This window comes from Embleya sp. NBC_00896, assembly GCF_045207785.1.
GTDB lineage: Bacteria > Actinomycetota > Actinomycetes > Streptomycetales > Streptomycetaceae > Embleya.
Genome location: NZ_CP108777.1, coordinates 811,016 through 829,341 on the forward strand (window position 1 = coordinate 811,016; position 18,326 = coordinate 829,341).

Here is an 18,326-nt window from a genome sequence, read left to right on the forward strand (position 1 = left end):
AGAGCGAGTCGGCGGTCATGGTCGAGTGGGATCCAACGACCGGAACAGCAGGGCCAGGCGATCCTCGTCGAGCACGACCCCGGCGAGCCGCAGATGGACCGCGTTGAGGAGCTGATCGGTGGCGAGTTCGCCCTCGTGGCGCAGCGCGACGAAGCGTTCGATCAGGTCTTCGGCCACCGCGTCCGGGCCCAGTCGCGCCGCGACGATCTCGGCCAGGCGATCGGGGCCGGGGTCCGGCAGGTCCAGCCGCACGCAGCGGCGCAGGAAGGCGGGCGGGAAGTCCCGCTCGCCGTTGCTGGTGACCACGATCACCGGGAACTGGGTACAGCGCACCCGCCCGGCGACCACCGGCACCCGCTCGTCGGAACCGGAGACGCCGACCGAGACCGTGTCGCGGTCGGTCAATCGGGCCAGCTCGGGAATCTCGAAGGTCCCCTCCTCGAAGACCGTCAGCAGGTCGTTGGGCAGATCCAGGTCACTCTTGTCGAGTTCGTCGATCAGCAACACGCGTGCCCGCGCGCACGGCGCGAGCGCGGTGCCCAACGGGCCCAGGCGCACGTATCGCCCCACGTCGGGCGCGCTCCGACGCTCCTTGTCGGCGATGTCGGCGATCGCGCTGTCGTGCAATCGGGCGACGGCGTCGTAGCGGTACAGCGCGCTCTCCAGGGTGCTGCGGCTGTTGATCGGCCAGCGCAGGACCGGGCCCAGTTGCAGTTCGTCGGCGATGGCGTGGGCCAGTGTGGTCTTGCCGCTGCCCGGTCGCCCGGTCACCAGCAGGGGGCGGCGCAGATGCAGGGCGGTGTTGACGATGTCGACCTCGTCGGCGCCGATCACGTAGCGCTGTGGGTCGGCGCGTTCGGGGTCGAAGCGTCGCCACGGCGGGCCCTCGGGCAGCACGGCCCGATGCGTGCTCCCGTCGCCGCGGAAGATCGCCCAGTCGCCGTGCGCTGCCTTGTTCATGCTCCTCCTTCGGACGGACCGCGCAGCATTCGGGTGGGGTCCGCGCTCGTGGGGTCGTCCCACAACAGGACGATCGACTGCCCGTCTTCCTGTGCGCGCCACCGCCGGATCGCCTCGGGCAGGTCGCGCGGGCGGATCCGCGCCCGCAGGTGTGCGAGGTCGCGATCGGTGCCGTGGCGCTGCCACAGCGCCACGGGCACGCCCGCGACCAGGCACAGTGCGATGTGGTTGCGCACCTGCGCCGGGTCGCCCGCCAGTTGTACGCACCCCAGGTCCGGCGCCTGGGCGAGGGCCGAACGCAGTCCGGGCGCGGTGTCGGCGCGTGCCTCGTGCAGCAGCCAGTGGTGGTCGCCGGCGTCGTCGCGGGCGCACTCGCGCCAACGTGAGAGCCACGCGTCGATGGGGTACCGGCGCAGTTCGCGGCAGCGCACCACGACCGGGGTTCCGGCGCCGATCGGGACTTGTTCGCGATCTCGGCGGTCGACCGCGATGCGCTCGATCTGGAGATCGAGTTGGCCCGGTTCGAGGAAGCACTCGACGGCCGCGTGTGTGCCCGGCCGGTCCAGCACCGCCTGGAGGAACTCGGCGACGCGCGAGCGGACGCCCGTCCATGGGCGGTAGACGTCGTCGGCCACGGAGACCGTGGTGACGTCGCCCCCCTCGCGCACGCGGGCCGAGTACCGGTACCGGGTGTCCGCGGGTCGGGTCGCCTTCGCGTCCAGTGCCGCGATCTCCAGGCGGATCCAGATCCGCTCGTCCCGGGCCCAGCGCCGCATGGCGTCCAGGTCGGCGCGCCGGGCCGTCAACAGGTCCGCCCGGGTGTCTTGGCGAGCGGCCAGGGCATCGTTCCAGGCGCGCAGCCGGGCGCCGGCCTCGGCGTCGGGCGTGTGGTGGGCGACCGCCTCCACGAAGACGGGCAGGTGCGCCAGGCGATCGTGTTCCGGGGGTGTGCGCCCTTCGAGGATCGCGACGAGGTCGACCGGGCCGAAGGCGCCCGGTGGGAAGCCGGGGCCGCACACGGGGTCCCGCCGCAACACGCCCTCCAGGTCGGCGATCGCGCACGATTCCAGCAGCGCGATCAGCGTCGAGTGTTCGGCGCGCGTGAGGTATTCGCCGGGCCGGATCGTTCGACACAGGTACTCCATGGAGCGCACGACCCCCGCGGGTGTGTCCGGGGGCAGCATGGACACCAGCGTGGTCGCGCCGTGCCGGGCCTGGACGGCGGCGGTGACGATCGCGTCCGGGTCGGCGTCGGGCACGTAGGTGTCGAGGGCGCGTCCCAGGGCGGCGGCGAGGACCACGCGGTGGTTCTCGTCGGGCAGGGTGGTCGCGAGCAGGTGCCCGAGGGCGGTCAGGGCGCGCCGAACCTCCGGCCCGTGGGGGATGTGGAAGGGGTGTTCGTCCCAGCTGGTGCGCCCGTCCCAGTTGTGCTCGCTGCGGCCGGGGCGTTGTCCGTAGCGGAAGGTCCGGGTGTGCTCGTCGGCGACGAAGAGCCGGGTGAGGGCCTCGTACACGCGGTTCAGATCCGGCAACACCCCGCCGTCCGGGTCCTGTTCGAGTTCGTCGAGGAATCGCCGCGAGAACAGTCCCGAGCGCTCCGGGTTGTGCGCGGCCTGTCCGGGGGCACACGCCTGGAGCAGGAACAGGCCGCGATCGGGGTCCAGTTCGACCGTGCCGGTGATCGGGCGCGGCACCGGGTCGCCCTCTCCGGCCCGTAACTGGGTCTGGCACGCGTCGAGCACGACGGCCACCCGATCGATGTGCGTGCCCTGGTCCGAGGTTCCCAGGAGTGTGCGCACGAGGTTGGACACCGGCAAAGCGCGCAGGCGGTGCGGATCGGAGCCCTCCAGCAGGAGCAGCGAGGCGCCCTGGGTGTCGGTGACGCCGTGGCCGCCCCAGAACACCCACAGTAGATCGGCGTCGCGGTCGGCGACGGTGTCCAGGAACAGGTCGGACAGTTCCTCGCCGCGGTGGGTGCGGTGGGCGATGGGCGGGTCGGGCCGGTCCTGGTCGGCGGGTGAGGCCACGAACGTGATGTGCCCGGCCGGCACCCCGCGTGCGAGCAACCACTCGATGAAGCGGCAGCCGTCGGCGTAGGGGCCGACCAGGTCGAGGTCCGGATGGCGATAGCGCTCGATGGCCACGACGATCGCGTACGTGCGCGTCGGGTCCACTTTCCCCGCTCTCACCGGGGGATCTCCTCGGCCAGCCAGTCGTAGAACGGCGCATGCGCCCAATAGGCGCTGTGTGCTCGCAACAGCGGTTGTCCGGTTCGGAATTCGCGATCCTGGACCCGGTCGCCGAAGACCTCGCCGCCGACGTAGGCGAGCGGGTCGCGCACGTCGTAGGCGTTGAGCCAGCGCGGGAAGTGTCGGGGCAGGGGCTCGTGGACGCGCAGCGCCCGCAGCGCGTCGAGCTCGTACAGGAACGGCCCCTGGGAGCCGGCCGTCACCAGCAGGTCCACGCCGTGCCGCGCGTTCCCGGCCGCGGCGAGCCAGTCCACGCACGCGATGCCGCCGAGGCTGTGCGCGAGCAGCGTCACGGGCCCGCGGTCGCGGGCGGCCTCGACGGCGCGCGCGACGCACGCGCGGACGCCGTCACCGGCCACCTGGTAGCGCAGGATGTCGCCCAGCGGCGGCACCGCGCCGTCCGTGAGCCGACCTCGATCACGGCGCACCCGCCACGACGCGAACCACACCGCGGAGGTCGCCAGGGGCCGGCCGGCCTGGGCGATGACGCCGCGCGGATCGCCGGAACCGCCCAGCGCGCCCGAGATCGTGCGGGTGAGCGCGTCGCGTTCGACCCCGTCCACCGAAAGAGCGCCGCCGGCGCGGCCGTCGGCGTGCCGCAGGGTGGCGGCGACCACGGCCCGGGCGACCGCGGCGGGGCCGGTGACGGCGTCGGCGTTGTCGATCGCGAGGGCGGGCACCGCGTCGGCGACCGTCTCCACGCCGGCGAGCAGGTCGGCGGCGAGCCCGGCGTCTTCCGCGGCCGCGAGCACGTCGGGCCGGTCGGTGAGTGCCCGCACCTCGTCGGCGAGCCGGTCCCCCGGTGGCCTGCGTGCGGGTCGGTAGGCGCGGGGTTTGGCCCCGAACCGCGCCAGGGCGCTCAGCTCGGCCAGCGGATCCGCGTCCAAGAGGGCCCAGATCGCGTCCGCGTCCTCGGCGGACGGGCTCCGCTCACCCGCTCGTGTCACCCGCTCGGGCACCGAGGCTCCACCGTGGTGCAATCGCGCGCCGTGTTCCTCCCCCCACAGGCACGGCAGCACGTCGAGGTCCGGTCGCAGCCGCGTGAGCCGCGCGCGCACGAGGCGAAGCAGGGCCTCGTATCCCTCCTTGCGAACTCCGGTGCCATGCACGAAGACGACACTCGCCACGCGGTCCCCCTCCGCTGTCCGCCCAACCGTTCCATCGTAGGGGCGGGACCGCGAACAGGTCGGGGATTCGGCGCTTCGGCGAAGGACCGTCGCCGCCGGTGCCCGTGCGCGTGGGGCGCGGGCGCGGGGTCGGACGTCGACACCCCACGGGCGCCGAACTCGTGTGCGGGCAGGGCTCGTTGGATCGGTGCCGGTGGTCCGGACCCGGGTCCGGGGCGGGGCGGGCGCGGCGGGCGAAACCGCGAAGACGAAGCGGGCGACCGGCCGGCGGACGGCGGTCAGGTGCAGGTCTTGTGTGGGCCGATCCGGAAGTGCCGGTCGCCTTCGATGTCCAGTCGTCCGACCACGGACGTGCCGCACGGGAAGGCGGCGACATGGGTGGTCGAGACGCCGGCGTCGACAACCGTGAGGGCGCCCGGGTCGCGGGTGCCGCCGCCGTCGAGACGCAGGCGGATCAGGACGCGGTCACCGCGGGACTTGGTGTAGCGCACCGTCGCGGTACCACCGTCGATGGCCAGGCACAGCTTTCCGTTGCTCAACGTGTTGCAACCCGGGGTCTCGCCCTCGGCGACGGCCGCGATGGTCGGGGACAGGACGATGTCGGCGGGCAGGTGTGCTCCGGGCGGTAGCGCGAACAGCAGCGGCGGCGAGATGACGCCCGCGAGGGTGGCGAACGTGAAACGCGTCATGGGGGTCCCCTCCAGTGGGTCGAACACCGCCTCGCCGTACGACCGATGCGGGGCGTCCTCGCGTCGGTCGGTGGCCCGGACCGGGAAGCGTGGTCGCGGCCGGCGGGGCGTCGTGTGATCACTCTGGAGGCACCGGCGTCCCGGGCACCCGGGCCGACGGGCCCGAATCTGCCCGGGCAGGCCCCGGATGCCACTGGGTCCTGGGTACCGGGACCCGTCCCCCGACGCGGGTGAATACACCTAGCGCACCGCGTCCACCCTGGCCCGCTGGTCCTGCGTCAGTTCCAGGTCCACCGCGGCCAGGTTCTCCTCCAGTTGGGCCACCGAGGACGCGCCGGCCGGCGGGAGGATCGGCAGGCTGCCGCCGATCTGCCAGGCCGGCACCACCTGGTTCACCGTCGCCCCGATCTCCGAGCCCCAAAAAAGCGATAAAACAGACGCTCTTCCGGTTCCCCGCCGGTCGACGTCGACCGGCCGACCGCCGCCGCGACGCGCCGTCCGTCACCCGGTCGTTCGGATCGCGCTCCGGACGATCCCCTGACCGGCCGGGCACCGTCCGCGCGTTCGCTCGAAGAGCCGGGGCGGGATTGGGTCCTCCGTGTGGCCGTCCCGGCGGGGCGCTCGAATTCCCGGCCTCGCTCGGCGCTACCGTGGAGGCCGCCACCGGCCTCTGGAGGTCGCTCGCGCTCCGCCGCTTTCTGATAACGGTGGGCCGTCGGGTGCCGGTGTCCACAATCGGTGTCCGTCCTCGATCCGCCGTCAATCCCACCCGGCCGGAGTCGAGTTCGGTTGAACGGGGGACTGCGCATGATCGAGCCGTTGCGTCCCGACGACCCTCGCGAGGTCGCCGGGTACCGGCTACGGGGCAGGCTCGGCCAGGGCGGAATGGGCAGCGTCTACCTGTCCCACACGCGCGGCGGGCAGCCTGTCGCCCTCAAGGTCGTACGGTCCGACCTGGCGCAAGACCCCGAGTTCCGCAGGCGGTTCGAGCGCGAGGTCCAGGCCGCGCGGCGCGTGCACGGGCCGTACACGGCGCCGGTGCTCGACAGCAACACCAACGGTCCGCTGCCGTGGCTCGCGGGGGCGTACGTCGCGGGGCCCCCGCTGTCGGAAGCCGTCCGCGTGCACGGACCGCTGCCCGTCGAGTCGGTGCTGCTGCTGATCGCCGGTGTCGCCGAGGCGCTTCAGTCCGTCCACGCCGCGGGCGTCATCCACCGGGATCTCAAGCCGTCCAATGTGCTGTTGGCCTCGGACGGCCCGCGCGTCATCGACTTCGGCATCGCCCGCGCGGCGGACACCACCGCGCTCACCGGCTCCGACGTCGTGATCGGTACGCCCGCGTTCATGTCGCCGGAGCAAGTGCTGGGCAAGCCGGTCGGTTTCGCGAGCGACGTGTTCTCGCTCGCGCTGGTGGGCCACTACGCCGCGACCGGCGACCATCCCTTCGGGCAGGGCCACGCGCAGGCCCTGATGTTCCGGATCGTCAGCGAGGCCCCGGACCTGAGCACGTGCCCGGCGCCGCTGCGAAACGTCCTCGAACCGTGCCTGGCCAAGGAGCCCACCGACCGGTCTTCGCTCGCGGACGTGATCGAAGGGTGCAGGCGCGGTGCCGGGGTGACCGCGCTCGTGCGCGGAACGGGTTGGCTGCCGGCGGGCATTGCCGCGGACATCGCGAAGCGCGAGGTCGCCCCGCCGGCGGCAAGCGGCGAACAGGAGGCGTACGGGGCCGCGGCCGGCCAGCCGATCCCACCGCCACCCATGCCGTCGCCATCGCCGCCACCGATGCGACCGGCGCAACCGCCGACCGTCGGCCTGGACGCCGTCATGGCACCCCCGGCCCCGGTGGCCGCCCCACCCGGCCCGCCGCTCGCACCGCCGCACCCCGCCCCCGACGGTGGAACCCGCCGCCGACCGTGGGCCCGCATCGCCGTGGCCGCAGCCGCCGTGGTGGCGGTGGCCGTCGCGGGAGTACTGGTCATCCCGCCGCTGGTCGGCAAAGACGGGGACAAGGACGGGGCCGGGAGCCCCGGAGCCGAGAATGGCGGCGGCGCCGGCGACGGCCTGAAGTTGACGAAGTCGAAAGTCCGATTGGTGATCACCGCACCTGCCGTACCTCCCCTCTCGTTCCTCGACCAGGACATCTGCAACGGAGGCAAGGCAACCCGCATCGACCTGGAGAACCTGTCCGTCGCGAACTCGCAGCCGGACGTCCCGAACACCGAGGTGCGGCCGCCCGCCACGCTCAAGTACATGGCGTGCCACACGGACGCGGGCAGCGACGAGGATCGCCCCATCATGGCCGAGTTGCGGTTCCTGGACAGAGAAGCCGTCGCCGGCCTCGTCGACAAGCCCGAGGCGACCGCCGAGGAGTGTCGCGCCGCCGCGCGCGTCGCGAGCCTTCCCGAGTCGCTGCCCCTCGCCGCGCTCAATTCGAGCATCGTGTCGCCCGGCATGGGGTTCTGCGTCGAGACGAGCCAAAAGACCGTGGTGCTGGTGTGGATGACCGACATCCAGGAGGCGAAGGGCGGCCAGGGGCTGCGGACGTTCACCACCGTCGCCACGCAGTGGAAGCCCAAGTCCGGCAAGGGGTCTTGACGCGAGGCCGGGTCGACACGGCCGGATGCGCCCCGGCATCCAACCGGCTCAGGAACCCGTCCCCGAAGGCCGCCCGCCGAGCCGGCGCCTGATGCCACTTGGTGTGGAGCAGCGCCGGCTACGATCACCTGCTGACCACGGGCGACAAGGCGAAGGACGCCGAGATCCCCGAAGGCACCGTGCCCGGGCAGTAGGGCCTGTCTTCAATCCCGCGGCGGGCGAGAGGTCCGCCGGTGCCGGGGTTACGGCGGTGTGGCGGTGTCAGGAGATGGGGCCGGACGGATCGGCGGCCGCGGCCGGTGGGTGGTGGCCTCGGAAGGTGGCGTGCAGGCCGTTGTGCCAGTGGCGGTCGGCCTGCTCGGGGTCGCCCAGGGCGCCTCGTAGTTCCAGGCTTGCCAGGCCGTGCACCAGGGCGTTGAGGTGGACCGCGATGTCGTACGGGTCGGCCGGGCCGAAGCGGCCGGCCGCCACGCAGCGGGCCACGGCGTGGACCAGGGTCTCGAACGTGCCCTGGATCAGGACCAGGTCCGCCTCGATGGGCCGGAAGTCCGCCAGTGGGCGGCCGAACATCAGGTCGTACAGGTGCGGATTGGCGCGTGCGGCGGCCCGGTAGGCGTAGCCGAGCGCCATCAGGTCGGCTTCGGGGTCGCCGTCGGTGGGCACGCCGGCGAACTCCTGGGCCAATCGGGCGAACCCCTCCAGGAACATCGCCCGGACCAGACCCGCCTTGTCGTCGAAGAGGTTGTACACGGCGGTCGTCGACGTGCCGACCTCCTGCGCGACGCGCCGGGTACTCAGGGCCTGCGGCCCCTCCTCCGCCAGCAGCCGCCCGGCCGCGTCGAGCAGTTCTCGGCGGAGTTCGTCGTAATCGCGCACACGTGGTCGTCCCATGTTGACAATCATAACGCAACGCTGTTTCATAACAGCGTAATCAAAAACGCCTTCCTCCCCGGACCAGGCCGCGAGCCACAGGGAGGACCACCTCGGGAGTCCTCGTGTCCGCTGGATCCGATCTGCACGTCGTCCTCGGTGCCCGTGGCGCCGTCGGCAGCGCCGTCGTCAAGGAACTCGCCGCACGGGGGCACCGTGTACGGGCGGTCAACCGCACCGGCGGTCTCAGCGTGCCCGACGGCGTGGAGGTGCTGTCGAGCGACGTCACCGCGCCCGACGGCGCCGCGGCGGCCTGCGCCGGCGCCGCCGTCGTGTACCACTGCGCCGCGCCGGCGTACAACCGCTGGGTGAGCGAGTTCCCCGCGCTGACCGAGGCCATCCGCAAGGGCGCGGCGGCCGCGGGAGCCAAGCTGGTGCTCGCGGACAACCTGTACATGTACGGCCCGGTGACCACGCCCATGACCGAGGACATGCCCTACGCCGCGCGCAACCCGAACAGCCGCGTTCGCGCCGAGATGGCACGGTCGCTGCTGGCCGCCCACGAGGCCGGCGAACTGCGCGTCGCGCTCGGCCGGGCGTCCGACTACTACGGTCCCGGCGGCGTGAACACCACGGTGGGCGCCACCGTGTTCGCCGCGGCCCTCCAGGGCAAGGTCGCACGCTGGGTGGGGTCGCTCGACCAGCCGCACACGCTCAACTACCTGCCCGACTTCGCCAAGGGTCTGGTGATCCTGGGCGAGGACGCGCGGGCGGACGGCCGGGCCTGGCACATCCCCGCGGCCGAACCCCTGACAGGGCGAGAGTTCCTGCACCTGGTGTTCGCGGAACTGGGTCGACCCGACAAGTCGGCCTCCGTCAGCCGCACCATGCAGCGCGCTCTCGGCCTGGTGAACCCGATCGTCCGGGCCCTCGGCGAGACCTGGTACCAGCGCGACCGCCCCTTCGTCAGCGACGCCACCGCGTTCACCGACACCTTCGGCCCGCTCCCCGCCACACCCCACGCGAAGGCCATCGCCGCCACCCTCGCCTGGTTCCGCACCACCCTGGAGGACTGACCGCCGAGGGAGGCACCCGTCACCGGAGCCTCGCGGGTCGGCCGAACGAAGGGATCCTCGGGCCGACCCGTCGGGGAGTTCGAGCGCCGGGGCACGGGCGGAAGGCGGCGTCCGTGCCCGAGATGGAGAAGACCGCCCGCAAGTACAGGGGAGCGATGACCCGATCGAGGATGTGCTCTCGGGTCGGTGCCCTCGGAAAATCGGGTGACCGGGGGCCGGTTGGGACCTAGGTTGGGCGCATGGATGTGACGTTCAAGCGGATCGGTGAACGGCGCTACGCGTTCGGCAGCCGCCCGCGGAGCGCTCATTCGACGACGAACAGGGAGCCGTGGAAGGGCCGTTGGCCCGATCGGTCCGGGTCGCGCAGCGGTTGAGCCGCTCCCGGTGAGCCGGTCGACAATCGTCGACCCGCCCACCGGCACGCGACGGGCAACCGTCGCCCAGCCGACCCGAAGGCCGCCCGGATGAACCGGGCCCGGCCAATCTCATCCTGTCCCGGCTCCGGCCGGCGCATGTAGATCACCGCTGCCGATGCTCGGCTCGCCCCGGAACACACCTGTCCCGGGCGCCGCGTCCCGGCACGTCGGTCGGCCGTGCGCGCTCACGGGTTCCCGCGCGGGTCACCGCGCCGGTCCCGGCACGGGCGCGCTCGGTACGCGATGCCCGCTGCGGCTTGCCCACGCTCACTCGAAAAGCCTTCCCAGGGACGTGAGTTCGTCGTCCCAGGGAAGCTCTCCGGGTCGCGCCGGCGGCCGTTGCGGCATCGCCGTGCGCCGGACCTCGCCCTCGCCTGCCCACGACGTGCGCCCGATCCACGGCTCCGGACCCGCCGGTGCCGTCCTCGGCGTGCGCTCTCCTGCCCGGCGTCGGCATCCATCCCATCGAGAACGCCCAGCCACACCCGAGAGAAGGCCGAAGCGTCATGACCACCGTCACCCGAAATCTCGCCAACATCCGCAATATCGGGATCATGGCCCACATCGACGCGGGCAAGACCACCACCACCGAGCGGATCCTGTTCTACACGGGTGTCTCCTACAAGATCGGCGAAGTCCAGGACGGCGCCGCGACCATGGACTGGATGGACCAGGAACGCGAACGCGGCATCACCATCACGTCCGCCGCGACGACCTGCCACTGGAGGCTCGACGACGTCGATCACCCGATCAACATCATCGACACCCCCGGCCACGTCGACTTCACCATCGAGGTCGAGCGCTGCCTGCGCGTCCTCGACGGCGCCGTCACGGTGTTCGACGGCGTCGCCGGGGTCGAGCCGCAATCCGAGACGGTCTGGCGCCAGGCGGACCGCTATCGCGTGCCGCGAATCTGCTTCGTCAACAAACTCGACCGCACCGGCGCCGAGTTCCATCGCTGCGTCGACATGATCGGCGAGCGGCTGGGCGCGGTGCCCGTGGTCATGCAGTTGCCGATCGGAACCGAGGCCGAGTTCACGGGTGTGGTCGACCTGGTCCGCATGTGCGCGCTGGTCTGGTCCGCCGACGCCAGGCTCGGCGAGGCGTACGACGTCGTCGACATCCCGGCCACGCACGTCGAGGCCGCCACCGAATGGCGGGGCAGGCTGCTGGAGGTCGTGGCCGAACACGACGAGGCGATGATGGAGGCGTACCTCGCGGGCGTCGAGCCCACCGAGGCACTCCTGCACGCCGCGATTCGCCGGATCACCATCGCCTCGGGCACCGGCGACGGCCCCACCGTCACGCCCGTGTTCTGCGGAACCGCGTTCAAGAACAAGGGAGTTCAGCCACTGCTCGACGCGATCGCGCGTTACCTGCCCTCGCCGCTGGACGTCGAGGCGATCGAGGGCCACGCGGTCGACGACCCGGAGACGGGAGTGACGCGCAGGCCCGCGGACGACGAGCCGTTCGCGGCGCTGGCGTTCAAGATCGCGAGTGACCAGCACCTGGGCAAGCTGACCTTCGTCCGGGTGTACTCCGGCCGACTCGACGCCGGCAATCAGGTGCAGAACTCGGTCCAGGGCCGGAAGGAGCGGGTCGGCAAGATCTACCGCATGCACGCCAACAAGCGAGAGGAGATCGCGTCGGTGGGCGCCGGTGACATCGTCGCGGTCATGGGTCTGCGACAGACCACCACCGGCGAGACGCTGTGCGACCCGGCGCACCCGGTGATCCTGGAGTCGATGGACTTCCCGGCCCCGGTCATCGAGGTGGCCATCGAACCCGCGTCGCGGGTCGACCAGGAACGGCTCGGCGTGGCCATCCAGCGCCTGGCCGAGGAGGACCCGTCGTTTCGCGTCAAGACCGACAAGGACACCGGCCAGACCATCATCTCGGGCATGGGCGAGTTGCACCTGGAGGTCCTGGTCGACCGGATGCGGCGTGAGTTCGACGTCGTGGCCGATGTCGGCAGGCCGCGGGTGGCCTACCGGGAGACGCTGAGCGAGCGGGTCGAACGACTGGACTACACGTACAAGAAGCAGACCGGAGGCAAGGGCCAGTACGCCAAGGTGCAGATCGCGGTCGAACCGCTGGAAGGAGAGACCTACGAGTTCGTCAACAGGGTTACGGGCGGGCGCGTCCCGAAGGACTACATCCCGTCCGTGGACGCGGGCTGCCAGGCCGCCCTGGAGTTCGGGGTGCTGGCCGGGTACCCGCTCACCGGGGTTCGGGTGACGCTGCTCGACGGCGATTTCCACGACGTCGACTCGTCCGAGATGGCCTTCAAGATCGCCGGTTCGCTGGCCTTCAAGGAGGCCGCGCGGATGGCGTCGCCGGTCCTGCTCGAACCGATGATGGCCGTCGAGGTGACCACACCCGAGGAGTACATGGGCGATGTCATCGGCGACCTCAACGCGCGTCGCGGACAGGTCAGGGCGATGGCGGAGCGCTCGGGCGCCAGAGTGATCACCGCACTGGTGCCGCTCTCGGAGATGTTCGGCTACGTCGGCGACCTGCGGAGCAAGACCTCGGGCCGGGCGGGCTACGCGATGCAGTTCGACTCGTACGCGCGGGTGCCGCGGCACGTCGCGGACGAGATCATCGCGAAGGGCCGGGCGGAGTAGACGCATGGGCGCGTAGCCCGGGGCAGGGCGGCCGCCCTGCCCCGGGCGGGATCCCGCCGCGACGGACGCGGCGGGATCCGCCACCCCGACCGGACCTCGGATCCGCACCGCCGGGGACGACACGAAAGATCATTCCGGTGGACATGTGAACACCGGACGGTTGTCGTCCGTTCGCCATCTCGGGCTCCTAGCGTCTGCGGCGGCAGCCCCCGACGCCCCCGACCGCGAGGAACCCACATGGCAACCGAGGATCATTCGAACCGGCCCGATCACCCCGCCCCGCTCCTGCCGGAGTGGGCGGACCCGGCGGTGCCGGAGGGTCGACTGGACGCGCAGGGCGTATCGCGACGCGGGCTCCTTGGGCGGGCCGGGCTGTTCGGCGCCGGCTTCCTGGGCGCGTCGGCGCTCGGCTCGGTGGTCGCCGGCGCGACGCCGGCCGCGGCGGCCGAGTCGACCGGGCGGCACGGCGACGAGGGGCCCGCGTCGAAGTACGTCTACCTGGTGGGCGACCACCACGTGCACACGGTCTACAGCCACGACGCGAAGTACGGATTCGCCCAATCGGCGGCGCAGGGACGGCAGTTCGGCCTGGACTGGATCGTCTTCACCGAGCACGCCAACTTCGGCCACGCCAACGCCGGCGGGGCCCAGCGCGAGCACGAGGAGATCGTCAAGGCCCGGAAGGAGAACCCCCGGGTGCTGATCTTCCAGGGCCTGGAGTGGTACGTCCCGGCCGCCGAGCACGCCACCGTGATGGTGGCCCCGGGTGCGAACGAGGTGGAGCTGCTCCGGCGGTTCGAACTGACCTTCGACGCGAAGCTCAACCGTTTCGACGTCGGCGCCGTGGGCGCGCCCGCGACCGCCGCCAACGAGGCCAAGGCGGTGGAGGCGATCCGCTGGCTCGGTCAGCGCAAGCGCGAGGGCTTCGTGGACGACGTGCTGGTGCTCGCGAACCACCCGAGCCGGCTGGGCATCGTGTCCCCGCACGAGTTGCGCGCCTGGCACGACGCGGATCCCTCGATCTTCCTGGGCTTCGAGGGCGCCCCCGGCTCGCAGGGCAACGCCGATCCGGCGTGGGTCGCCTACCGCGAGGGCACGTCGGGCCCGGGCACCTTCCAGCGCGGTGAGTACCAGAACGCGCCGTCGGCGCAGAGTTGGCCGCACTACCCGATCGAGAGCTACCGGACCCACGGCGGCTTCGACTGGATGACGGCGACGGTCGGCGGCATGTGGGACGCCCTGCTCGCCGAGGGCCGGCTCTGGTCGGTCACCTCGAACTCGGACAACCACCGCACGATCTTCGACACGCACGCGGACGGCCAGTACCCGGCGGGCAAGGGCTTCGACGATCTCGGGTCCAAGCCGCTGCCGGTCGACACCGGCGTCCCGCAGCCGGGCAGCGACTTCTGGCCGGGTCAGTTCAGCCGGACCCACGTCGGGGTGGAGCGGTTCGGCTACCGCGACGTCATGTCCGGGATGCGGGCGGGGCGGGTCTGGGTGGACCACGGGCAGCTGCTCGACGGCCTGGACGTGTGGGCCGTCGCGGACAACGGCAACACCGAGCCGGTCACCCTCGGCGGCCGGCTGAAGCTGCCGGCGGGCCGGAGCGCCACGCTGTACATCAGGGTCACCACCGCGAGTCGCCCGAACTACCACGGCGTCGTCCCCGCGCTCGCCCACGTGGACGTCATCGCCGGCACGGTCACCGGGAAGGCCCGGGACGCCGACGCGTGGCGGGCACCGGACACCCGCGTCATCAAGCGGATCGACGTAGCCGGCCGAACGGGCACCTACACCCTGCGGGTTCCGCTGCCGCGGCAGCACCAGTCCTCGTACATCCGCCTGCGCGGCAGCGACGGCAACCGCCACGGCGTCGGCCCCTTCGGCGCCGCGATCGACCCCGCGGGCCCCGTCCGCCACCCGGACAACGACGGCGACCCGTGGCGGGACATCTGGTTCTACTCGAATCCGATCTTCTTGGACGTCAAGGGCTCCCAGCGGGACGACTGACCGACGGTCCCCGCCGATCACGGCGTTTCGGCGGCGGTTCGGCGGGGACCACGCGGGATGTGGAAGGGCTGCTACCAGTCCGTGCCCGTGACGCGGATGCTGTCGCCGTGTTCCGGGTCGAAGAAGGAGAGCATCAAGGTGGCGGCGGTGCTCAGTTCCGGGTGGCCGACGAAGGTGTAGCAGAAGCGGTTGGGTTGGTGTTGGTTCGCGCCGTCGCAGTCCTGGATCTGCCCGCTGCGCGAGAGCGTCCACGGGCCCGCCGGTGAGCCGGCGCGCCAGATCTTGTAGTGGCCGGCGATGGACGTCTGCTCCACCATGACCAGGCCCTTGCCGAGCGCGGAGTAGTCGTCGACCTGGATCGACAACGGGCCGTCCGCGACCCCGCCCGGCCGTACGGACACCGCGTTCGCCTGGTTGGCCGACCAGTCGCCGCCTGCGGCGAGCCAGCGGTAGGCGGTCGGGTCCTGGAGGCTGCCCACGGGCACCTGGGCCACCACGGTGCGGCCGGCGCCGCACGCCCCGAAGGCGCTGTTGTCGCAGATGAAGCCGTATTGGTAGAGGTAGCCGCCGGCGAACAGCGGCGAGCCGAGCTGCTGCTGCCACGGCTGTTGCGCGGCGGGCGGCTGCGCGCCGCCGAACACCCGCGTGTTCGCCACGATGGTATTGGTCGCCGGCTCGTACACGGCGATGCCGTTGGCCTCGCCGGTCATGCCGCCGGTCGCCCCGACGACGCAGGTGTCGGTGTAGGTGATGAACATCAGCCGCGAGGCGTCCGCGAAGGTGCGGTTGCCGGCGGGGGTTCGCAGCGTGATCGCCCCGGCCGGGCCGCGCGTCATGCCGGTCGCCCAGGAAGCCCCGTACGAGGTGCCGGGGTTGTGGCACTCGGCGCCGCTGCCGGGCACGCGAAGGCCGGTCGGGACCGGGAGGAAGCGCTCGGGGCCGCGGATCGAGGGATCGGGGTCGTCGGGGTTCGGCGGGGTGGGCACCTCGCTCAGGTCCTGCGGGACCCGACCCGGTGTGTACGGGCCGGTGGCCGCGGTCGTGCCGTCGATGAAACCGGTGAGCGCGCCGCTCCAGTCGTAGACCGCCGTGTCGCAGAACAGCCAGAGACTGCGTCCCGTGCCGGGCAGGCGTTCGCTGAAGCCGCAGTCCCGGGACAGGTTGGCGCCCCAGTGCTTCTCGAAGTTGGAGACCACCTTCGCCGGCGGCGGAACGTCGGCGCGCGCGGCGGGCGCGGCGGGCGCGGCGGGCGCCGAGGCGAACAGCACGGTGAGGAGCGTGGCCCCGGTCAGTGCGGCGCGCCGTAACCCTCGTCGCGGCCGGATCGACCTCGGGCCGCCCACCTCGCCGGCGGGCGGCGTCGGGTTCGGGGTCGGGGTCGGGATCGAGGTCGGTCGATCGGTGACGGCGAGCGGGGATCTCGGACGGATGCGGGTGGACCGTACAAGTCGCATGGTGGCCTCGTGAGGGTGAGAGTACGGGACGACCGCCTGCCGAACAGCGGCGATCGAGGGCGAGCCGAAGGGCTCGGGTCGACGGATTCGGGCAGCTCGACGGTCCCACAACCCACCGTCACCGCGCCGCAAGCGGACCCGAGAGACGAACAGGCGGCCCCCGACGGGGCACCGTGAAGTTCGGCTTCCGTCAGGCGGTGAAGTCGGGGTTGGCGCGGGGGCGGCCGCCGGGGCCGCTGTAGGCCAGACCGTAGGCCGGCGCGGTCGCGAACGCGGGCTCCGGGAAGCCGGCGCGGAGGGTGGTCCACGCGTCCATCAGGGCGTCCTCGGCCGGGTAGTCGAAGGGATCGGTGAGAATCCGCTCCTCGGGCCCGCCCGGCTCGGGCGGGTGCTCGGCGAGCCAACGGGCGGTGTGCGCCAGCGCCTCGTGCGGCGGCACCAGGTCGCGGTAGCCGAGGTCCGCGCGCAGGCGGCTCAGGTCCAGGACGCGGTGCTCGGGGGCGGGCTGCATGAGCAGGGGCCGGGCGGGAACCGCCAGTTCGTACGGGAGCGACACGACCTCGAAGGTGTGGCCCAGGGCGGCCGCCACCGTGTCGATCACCTGACGCACCGTCAAGACCTGGTCGTCGGCCGCGTTGTAGATCCGGCCCACGCAGCGCGTGGGCTGCTCGAAGGCCAACAGCAGGGCGTGCGCCAGGTTCTCGGTGTAGCCGTGGTGGTGCAGGGTCAGTCCCTGGTCGGCGACCACGATCCGGCGCCGGCCGTCCAGCACGCGGCGCACCACGCACCATTCCCTCGGGGCGAGTTGGTGCGGGCCGTACACATAGGGGTAGCGGATGTGCGTGGCCGTGGGGTGGTGGGCGAAGACCGCCTGCTCGGTACGAACGATGCGGTAGCCCTTCGCGTCCTCGTCCGGGTCGCCGACCAGCGGCGCGTCCTCCGGGACCGGGATCGGCAGGCCGCCCGGGCCCGCCAGGACCGGGTTCATCCAGCCCCGGTAGGCGGGGACGCCGCCCACCGAGATCAGCCGCCCGGTACGACCCGCCCACGCCTCGGCGATCCGGCGCAGCCGGCCGTACATCGCGATCACCGTGTCGTATCGCGCGCCTTCCGCCGCCTCGCGCAACGCGCCCTCGTCGTACGGGTCGAGGTGGATGTGCCGGACCTCGGCGGGCGTCGCTTCCGACTCGTGCGTGCCGCGGTGCAGGATCGTCACCTCGTGGCCGCGTTCCACCAGACCGCGCACCAGCGGGACTCCGGTGGGCCCGGTACCGCCGATCACCAGGACACGTTCACCCATGTCGAGATCCCTCGCAGCCGTCGCCCGCACGCCGATACTTGATCCGGTCATGCTCCTGTGGGGCGACCGTACACGACCGACAACCGCACCCCCCGCCCGCCGTTCGGCGCCGAAGCCCCGTGTGGGAGCATCGTCCGCGTTCCATTTCACGACGGGGGAATACGGTCATGCTCATCTGGGGATTCAAGACCCTCTTCAAGACGCTCTCCGAAGGCGTCTTCCACTGCCCGCGCTGCGGCGGTGACCGGCAGTACCACCTGAAGCTGGCCCGACGCTGGTTCACGTTCTTCTTCATCCCGATCTTCCCGTTCAAGCAGCAGGGCACGCACGTCGAGTGCACCACCTGCAAGGGGACCTACCACGACACCGTCCTTCAGCAGGCGACCAGCGCCCAGATCTCGGCGCACCTGTCGCAGGGCATGCACGCGCTCGCGCTCGCCGTGCTGCGGGTGTCCGGGACGGCGCCGTCCACGGCCGCCCGTACCGCCGCGGTCGGCGCGGTCGTCGAGTCGGGGGTGCCCGCCTACACGGTGGAGCGGCTCGACGCGGACCTCGCGGGCCCCGGCCACGACCTGGCCTCGGTGCTGGTGCCGCTCGGCGACCAACTCCAGGCGCAGGGACGCGAATGGCTGCTCACCCGGGCGACGCTCATCGCCGCGGCCGACGGCGGCATCGGCTCGGCCGAGCGCGCGCTGCTCGACCAGGTCGGCGGGCTGCTGCAGATGACGCCCGCACACGTGGCGGGCGTGGTCGAGACCACGCAGCGCAGCGTGCCGCGCGGCTGACGCGCACCGGCCGGCCCGCCCGACCGAGGTGCGAGCCACGGCGGCTCGGCCTGGGACTCCCCGTCCGCCCGACGGCCCGACTCGCGGATCGACGCGAGTCGGGCCGTCGGCGTGTTCGCGCCGGGACACACCCTGGGAATCGCCGGGTCGGATGGGCGAAGTCCGTGG

Annotated in this window: 12 protein-coding genes and 1 pseudogene; 5 read left to right on the top strand and 8 right to left on the bottom strand. The window is 72.2% G+C overall.

The window, feature by feature from the left end:
- Positions 1 to 15: 15 nt before the first annotated feature.
- From OG928_RS36905 to OG928_RS36925, 5 genes and pseudogenes are all read right to left on the bottom strand, one after another.
- Positions 16 to 960 (bottom strand): ATP-binding protein, encoded by a 945-nt coding sequence (locus OG928_RS36905; protein ID WP_331766358.1) that lies wholly within the window; start codon positions 958 to 960, stop codon positions 16 to 18.
- Positions 957 to 3,149 carry a caspase family protein gene (locus OG928_RS36910; protein ID WP_331766359.1) on the bottom strand — a complete coding sequence of 731 codons (2,193 nt, stop codon included), beginning with the start codon at positions 3,147 to 3,149 and terminating at the stop codon, positions 957 to 959. The genes OG928_RS36905 and OG928_RS36910 overlap by 4 nt, the downstream gene beginning before the upstream one ends.
- Positions 3,146 to 4,336, bottom strand: coding sequence for a hypothetical protein (locus OG928_RS36915; protein ID WP_331766360.1), 1,191 nt, complete (start codon positions 4,334 to 4,336; stop codon positions 3,146 to 3,148). Before OG928_RS36915 ends, OG928_RS36910 begins: the two co-directional genes overlap by 4 nt.
- 278 nt (positions 4,337 to 4,614) lie before the next feature.
- Positions 4,615 to 5,025, bottom strand: coding sequence for a hypothetical protein (locus OG928_RS36920; protein ID WP_331766361.1), 411 nt, complete (start codon positions 5,023 to 5,025; stop codon positions 4,615 to 4,617).
- A gap of 240 nt (positions 5,026 to 5,265) precedes the next feature.
- A pseudogene (locus OG928_RS36925) lies at positions 5,266 to 5,499 on the bottom strand (aldo/keto reductase); the annotation flags it as partial.
- Between the two features lie 333 nt (positions 5,500 to 5,832).
- Between OG928_RS36925 and OG928_RS36930 the strand changes: the two are divergent.
- Entirely contained in the window at positions 5,833 to 7,620 is a 1,788-nt protein-coding gene (locus tag OG928_RS36930) for a serine/threonine-protein kinase (RefSeq protein WP_331766362.1), read from the top strand.
- 261 nt (positions 7,621 to 7,881) lie between these two features.
- On the opposite strand, the gene OG928_RS36935 is transcribed toward OG928_RS36930, so the two are convergent.
- A complete protein-coding gene (locus OG928_RS36935) occupies positions 7,882 to 8,511 on the bottom strand; it encodes a TetR/AcrR family transcriptional regulator (protein ID WP_331766363.1) in 630 nt (209 codons plus the stop codon).
- Between the two features lie 104 nt (positions 8,512 to 8,615).
- On the opposite strand from OG928_RS36935, the gene OG928_RS36940 reads away from it, so the two are divergent.
- The 3 genes from OG928_RS36940 to OG928_RS36950 all read left to right on the top strand — a co-directional run bounded on the left by OG928_RS36940 (position 8,616) and on the right by OG928_RS36950 (position 14,619).
- Entirely contained in the window at positions 8,616 to 9,566 is a 951-nt protein-coding gene (locus OG928_RS36940) for an NAD-dependent epimerase/dehydratase family protein (protein ID WP_331766364.1), read from the top strand.
- A gap of 922 nt (positions 9,567 to 10,488) precedes the next feature.
- On the top strand, positions 10,489 to 12,609 hold the full coding sequence (gene fusA, locus OG928_RS36945) for an elongation factor G (protein WP_331766365.1): 2,121 nt from the start codon (positions 10,489 to 10,491) through the stop codon (positions 12,607 to 12,609).
- A gap of 237 nt (positions 12,610 to 12,846) precedes the next feature.
- Positions 12,847 to 14,619, top strand: a complete 1,773-nt coding sequence (locus OG928_RS36950) for a histidinol-phosphatase (protein ID WP_331766366.1) — start codon at positions 12,847 to 12,849, stop codon at positions 14,617 to 14,619.
- 71 nt (positions 14,620 to 14,690) lie between these two features.
- Here the strand turns inward: OG928_RS36950 and OG928_RS36955 are convergent, their stop codons facing one another.
- Positions 14,691 to 15,887: a hypothetical protein gene (locus OG928_RS36955; protein ID WP_406291556.1), complete on the bottom strand. Its 1,197-nt coding sequence runs from the start codon at positions 15,885 to 15,887 to the stop codon at positions 14,691 to 14,693.
- A gap of 376 nt (positions 15,888 to 16,263) precedes the next feature.
- Positions 16,264 to 17,373 (bottom strand): NAD-dependent epimerase/dehydratase family protein, encoded by a 1,110-nt coding sequence (locus OG928_RS36960; RefSeq protein ID WP_331766368.1) that lies wholly within the window; start codon positions 17,371 to 17,373, stop codon positions 16,264 to 16,266.
- A 167-nt stretch (positions 17,374 to 17,540) separates the two neighbouring features.
- Here OG928_RS36960 and OG928_RS36965 point away from each other — a divergent pair, with 167 nt between their 5' ends.
- Positions 17,541 to 18,158: a zinc-ribbon domain-containing protein gene (locus OG928_RS36965; RefSeq protein ID WP_331766369.1), complete on the top strand. Its 618-nt coding sequence runs from the start codon at positions 17,541 to 17,543 to the stop codon at positions 18,156 to 18,158.
- Positions 18,159 to 18,326 lie beyond the last annotated feature (168 nt).

What these genes read in the sequence shown, in the direction of transcription:
- OG928_RS36960 (WP_331766368.1), bottom strand. Translation starts at nt 17,373, where the DNA reads ATGGGTGAACGTGTCCTGGTGATCGGCGGTACCGGGCCCACCGGAGTC.
- OG928_RS36965 (WP_331766369.1), top strand. Translation starts at nt 17,541, where the DNA reads ATGCTCATCTGGGGATTCAAGACCCTCTTCAAGACGCTCTCCGAAGGC.
- fusA (WP_331766365.1), top strand. Translation starts at nt 10,489, where the DNA reads ATGACCACCGTCACCCGAAATCTCGCCAACATCCGCAATATCGGGATC.
- OG928_RS36950 (WP_331766366.1), top strand. Translation starts at nt 12,847, where the DNA reads ATGGCAACCGAGGATCATTCGAACCGGCCCGATCACCCCGCCCCGCTC.
- OG928_RS36935 (WP_331766363.1), bottom strand. Translation starts at nt 8,511, where the DNA reads ATGGGACGACCACGTGTGCGCGATTACGACGAACTCCGCCGAGAACTG.
- OG928_RS36920 (WP_331766361.1), bottom strand. Translation starts at nt 5,025, where the DNA reads ATGACGCGTTTCACGTTCGCCACCCTCGCGGGCGTCATCTCGCCGCCG.
- OG928_RS36930 (WP_331766362.1), top strand. Translation starts at nt 5,833, where the DNA reads ATGATCGAGCCGTTGCGTCCCGACGACCCTCGCGAGGTCGCCGGGTAC.
- OG928_RS36905 (WP_331766358.1), bottom strand. Translation starts at nt 960, where the DNA reads ATGAACAAGGCAGCGCACGGCGACTGGGCGATCTTCCGCGGCGACGGG.